Raw genomic sequence first — 4,820 nt, 5'->3', positions numbered from 1 at the left:
CTCGCCGACGCCAACCTGCTCCGACTCTTCGGCCTTGGCGGCGAGGAGCGGGAGCTGCCCTTGGAGCCCTTTCTCGCCTGCATGCATCTGGAGGACCGCGAGCGGATGGAGCAAGGCATTGAGACCGCCGCCTCCCGCGCAGAGGCGTTTCAAGCCGAGTACCGAGTGGTTCACCCGGACGGGCAGGTGCGCTGGATTCTCGCCCGGGGGCGCGCCGAGCACGATGATCAAGGGGTCCCCGCGACCTTCCCCGGTGTCGCTGTCGACGTCACCGAGCGCAGCCGAGCTCAGGAGCAGCTGAGGGAGGCCGATCGCCGCAAGGATGAGTTCCTGGCGACCCTGGCCCACGAGCTGCGCAATCCGCTGGCGCCCCTGCGCACCGGCGTCGACCTGCTCATGGAACGGCGCGATGATCCGGTCGCCACCGACCGTGCGCTCGCGATGATGGACCGCCAGCTCACGCATCTGGCGCGTCTGGTCGAGGACCTGCTCGACGTCTCTCGCGTGAGCCGCGGCAACATTGAGCTGCACAAGGAGCAGATCGACTTCGCCCAAATCATCGAATCGGCCCTGGAGATGAGCGAGATCGGGATTGGACATGGCGATCAGCGTCTCAGCGTGGATCTGCCGCCGGAGCCGCTGCCCATCGAAGGCGACCGGGTCCGATTGGTGCAGGTACTCGCCAATCTCCTGAACAACGCCGCCAAGTTCAGCGAGGACGACGGTCGCATCTGGGTGCTCGCCGAACGCCAAGGGGAGCAGGTGCGGGTCAGCGTGCGCGACGAGGGCATTGGGATTCCTCCCGAGCAGCTCCCCGAGGTCTTCGAGATGTTCTCCCAGGCACAGGCTGGTCGTGGCGGCGGCCTCGGAATCGGCCTGACGTTGGTCCGGCGCCTCGTGGAGATGCACGGCGGGAGCGTCTCGGCGGGCAGCGACGGTCCGGGCCAGGGCGCGACCTTCACCGTGACCCTACCCCTGAGCCAGCGGGCGCCGGTCGCCGAGAAGGCGCCCGTCGGCGAACGGCCCGGCAGCGTTGCCGACCTCCGCATCCTCGTCGTCGACGATAACAAGGACATCGCCGATTCCCTCGACATGCTCCTTCAGACCCTGGGGGCAAAGACAGCGGTTGCCTACTCGGGTGCCGACGCGCTCGAGGCGCTACCCCGCTTCCGTCCCGACGTGATACTGGCCGACATTGGCATGCCGGACATGGATGGCTATGCGTTGGCGCGTCAGGTGCGGGCGCAGTACCCGCCCGGGCAGCTCACCTTGGTTGCAGTGACCGGCTGGTGCGCCGATGAGGATTGCCGGCGCGTGCAAGAGGCAGGCTTCGATCACCACCTCGTCAAGCCGGTTGGGATTGCCGGGCTGAAGGCTGTCCTCTCCAGCGAGCTCAGTCGAGCGACAGATGATGTGGCGCGATGAACAGCGGCATCATCTAGCCTCAAGCGGCCAGATCAACGGAATGATTGGCGCGATCAAGGCCAGCGCCTCAGACCGGGCCCGTCGTCTTCGGCTCCAGCCTGTGCTCGCGCGGTAGGCTGACGCTGAGGGTCTTGCCCTGCGGTCTTTTCTTGTCATGTACGGAATAATACCGTACATTTTGGCGAAGAGTAGGCGTTTCGAGAAAGGTTCGACGATGGGCAAACAGGCAAGATTTGAGGCGCGAGTCAGTCCGGACGTTCACGCCCTTTTAAAGCGGGCGGCGGAGATCGAGGGACGGTCGTTGTCGGATTTCGTGGTCACGGCAGCGCGTCAAGCCGCTGAAAAGACGGTTGTTCAAGCCGACCTGATCACCTTGTCCTATGAGGACCAGTTGCGCTTTGCGCAGGCGCTGATCGATCCGCCGCCTCTGGCGTCCGCCATGGAGCGGGCGATTGATCGCTACAAACGCACGACGGGGCCGGCTTGAAAGCCGTTTCCTTCCGTACCGAGCCACTGGGGAACAGGGCTCGCGACTCGTTCTGCTGTGGGATCGAGGCGCTCGACCGTTATTTTCACCGCCAGGTCTCCCAGGATATCCGCCGCCGCCTAACGGCATGCTACGTCGCGCTCTGCAGCGACTCCGAGCGTATCTGCGGTTTCTACACGCTCTCGGCCTGTCATATCGCCTTACCGGACCTCCCTGCCGAGAAAACACGCAAGCTTCCGCCTTATCCAGCCATCCCCGCCGTGCGGGTCGGCCGTCTGGCGGTTGATCAGGAATGTCGAGGCCAGGGGCTCGGCTCTGCAATGCTGGTGGATGCCGTCCGCAGGGTCATCGAGTCGGACATCGCCGCATTCGCTCTGGTCGTCGATGCCAAAGACGAGCAGGCCGTCGTCTTCTATGAGCACCATGGGTTCTTCCGTCTCGATGTGGAAGGGGCGGGGCGGACCTTGTTCATCCCGCTGAAGGGGATAGCGGCAAGGCTCAAGCACCAGTAACCTGCTTACTCACCAATCGACAAAGCAGCCGCAGCGCCTAGCGACCGACCGCGTCGGCATGGGTGATGCAACAATTGCGGCCGGCGTGCTTGGCGGCGTACAGAGCGGCGTCGGCCTTGCTGATGCATTCCTCGACGCTGCATTCCCCACTGTCGGCCATGATCCCGAAGCTCAGGGTGACGCGCAGCGTGCGATCGTTATCGCAGGTGAACGTGCTGTCTTCCACGGCCGAGCGCAGGGCGTTGGCCAGCACGGCGGCACCTGCGGCATTGGTGTCCGGCAGTAGGAGTAAGAACTCCTCGCCACCCCAGCGGCAGACCTGTTCGCTGCGCCGGACCCGCTCCTTGAGAAGCCTGGCGCAGGCGGACAGCACGGCGTCGCCGCAGTGATGGCCGTTATTGTCGTTGACAGGCTTGAAGTGGTCGATGTCTGCCAGCAGCAAGGCGTAGGTCGAGCTGGTGCGCAGTGCGCGACGCCGCTCCGTTTCAACCTGCTCGCTCATCGCGCGGCGGTTCAGAAGGCCCGTCAGGGGATCGATGCGAGTCAGCTCCTCGAGCTGCCTCCAATGCCGCTCAACACGCAGTTGGATCTGTACCCGCGCGATCAGCTCTTCCGGTAAGAACGGACGGGTCAAGAAGTCAACCCCGCCTGAGGCGAAGGCCCGCACGATGCTCTTGGCGTCCTTGTGCATCGCGGTGATGAAGATGACCGGAATCTCTGCATGGTCGAGGCTCGCCTGCAGTTGCTCGCAGATCTCAAAGCCATCGTGTTTCGGTAGCTGGATATCGAGCAGGATCAGATCGGGCCTGCCCTGTCCTAGCTGCGCGAAGAGCTCATCGCTGTTGCGGGCGAGATCGATGTGAACAAATCCGGCGTCGCGCAGTATCGTCTCGAGCATGGCCAGGTTGTCCTCCTTGTCGTCGACCACCAGGATGCGGCTGTCAGCCAACTCGGCGCTGGCCAACACCGGCCATCTCTACTCGTCGGCCTCAACGCGCGTGGCGGTCTCGGGCTCGCCGTCGGCGGGGTCCTCGGCCCTCGGCTCGGCTGTGGCGATGCTCGGCTTGGTGTCTTGCTGGATCGCCACTGGCTTGCGACCGAGCGCGAGGTCCACCATGACGCCGAGCGGCGAGATCCCTTGGGCCTGCTCGAAGCGCTCGGAGCCTGCCCGCGAGATAACGGGGTTGATCCCCAGCAGCCAGATATGATCGTTGTCCTGGTTGTAGAAGAAATCGAGACTGAAGAGTGCGTTGTCGAGACCGATCCGCGTCAGTACAACCTCTGCAATCGCGAGCACCCGGCTCTCGACCTCACGCCTCAGCGGGTTGGCTTCATCGCTACGACACAGGGAGAAAGGGTCTGAGTTACCCAGGCCGCCGCCGAGGATATGGCCGTGCACTTCACCCTCATGGATATAGCCCTCCACCGTGCAGCGCTCGCCTGCGATCATGGGCTCGGCGAGGAAGGTCTCTCGCATCTGCCGTATGTCTGCCGGCACCTCGAAATTCGTCAGAATCCACTGGAAAGGCTCGCTCAGGAGTGCTTCTTGGCGTCGGATCAGGGGCAGGGCCGCGTCCAACTGCTCCGGCCTATGGACCGGAAAGACCAGATCCGAGCGGAAGGATTCGAAGGGGTGAATCCAGTAGGGCGGCTCCAGAGCGAGCCGCTCGGGGAGGTCGTCATCGCGCGGGTTGAAGGCCTGGAAGCTTGGCACGTGCTCAGGAACGGCTTCGGCCTGCTCGCGGCGGCCCCAGTAACAGTGCTCGCACCTGAGCACGGCCTCTAGCGGGGGTGATGGCAGGCGGAAACGTGCTGCGAGGATCGGCACCAGCGCGCTGGCCGGGAAGCCCCAATCGCTGGCGATGCCATCGACGGTGCCTTTGAAGCCAGCGAGGGTATCCACGGCCTCGTGGATCAGCGCTCGCATGTCGCAATGCAGGGGATCGTGGATCGCATGGACTTCAAGGAGCGGATGGAACGCGCAATGCTCCGCTTGCGGCAGCTGCTCGAGCTGCTGCAATCTGGAGTCGTCTAGGCCGATGAAGAAGAGGTTCTGTTTGTGCATCATGCACCTTCCAATGGCCAGATCCTTGGGATGATAAACGCGATCGTCGCCAGTGTCAGCCCCGCGAGACCGAGACCAAAGCGAGGATAGTCCGCGGTGCGATAGGCGCCGGGTCCCTGTGCCAGCAAGGGCGCTGGATGCCCGGTGGGCAGCAGGAAGCTGGCGGAGGCGCCGACCAGCACCGCGATCGCGAACGGGCGCGGATCAGCCCCCATGGCCTTCGCGGCGGTGAGGGCGGTGGGGGTCATCACCACGGCGACCGCGGCGTTGTGCAGAGGCTGGGTGAGCAGCATCGCCAGTGCCCCGAGCGCGGTCATCACCACTACCGGCC

The 4,820-nt window shown here is 64.4% G+C and carries 5 protein-coding genes and 1 pseudogene; 3 read left to right on the top strand and 3 right to left on the bottom strand.

Annotated features, from left to right (window positions below):
* The 3 genes from ACY693_RS15100 to ACY693_RS15090 all read left to right on the top strand — a co-directional run.
* Nucleotides 1-1,425, top strand: a 1,425-nt coding sequence (locus ACY693_RS15100) for a hybrid sensor histidine kinase/response regulator (RefSeq protein WP_462322638.1), incomplete at its 5' end; no start/stop codon positions are given.
* Between the two features lie 214 nt (nucleotides 1,426-1,639).
* Nucleotides 1,640-1,912: a type II toxin-antitoxin system TacA family antitoxin gene (locus tag ACY693_RS15095; RefSeq protein WP_462322637.1), complete on the top strand. Its 273-nt coding sequence runs from the start codon at nucleotides 1,640-1,642 to the stop codon at nucleotides 1,910-1,912.
* Nucleotides 1,909-2,424: a GNAT family N-acetyltransferase gene (locus ACY693_RS15090; protein WP_462322636.1), complete on the top strand. Its 516-nt coding sequence runs from the start codon at nucleotides 1,909-1,911 to the stop codon at nucleotides 2,422-2,424. The genes ACY693_RS15095 and ACY693_RS15090 overlap by 4 nt, the downstream gene beginning before the upstream one ends.
* 37 nt (nucleotides 2,425-2,461) lie before the next feature.
* Here the strand turns inward: ACY693_RS15090 and ACY693_RS15085 are convergent, their stop codons facing one another.
* The 3 genes and pseudogenes from ACY693_RS15085 to ACY693_RS15075 all read right to left on the bottom strand — a co-directional run.
* Complete coding sequence (locus tag ACY693_RS15085) at nucleotides 2,462-3,391, bottom strand: diguanylate cyclase (RefSeq protein WP_462322635.1); 930 nt, start codon at nucleotides 3,389-3,391, stop codon at nucleotides 2,462-2,464.
* 9 nt (nucleotides 3,392-3,400) lie between these two features.
* A complete protein-coding gene (locus ACY693_RS15080) occupies nucleotides 3,401-4,489 on the bottom strand; it encodes an ATP-grasp domain-containing protein (RefSeq protein WP_462322634.1) in 1,089 nt (362 codons plus the stop codon).
* Nucleotides 4,489-4,820, bottom strand: a pseudogene (locus ACY693_RS15075) (SLC13 family permease); the annotation flags it as partial. The gene ACY693_RS15080 and the pseudogene ACY693_RS15075, both read right to left, overlap by 1 nt.

The sequence above is a fragment of the Halochromatium sp. genome, assembly GCF_054919635.1.
The sequence above is the reverse complement of the archived record's forward strand: the minus strand, read 5'-3'. Positions and strand labels throughout refer to the sequence as shown.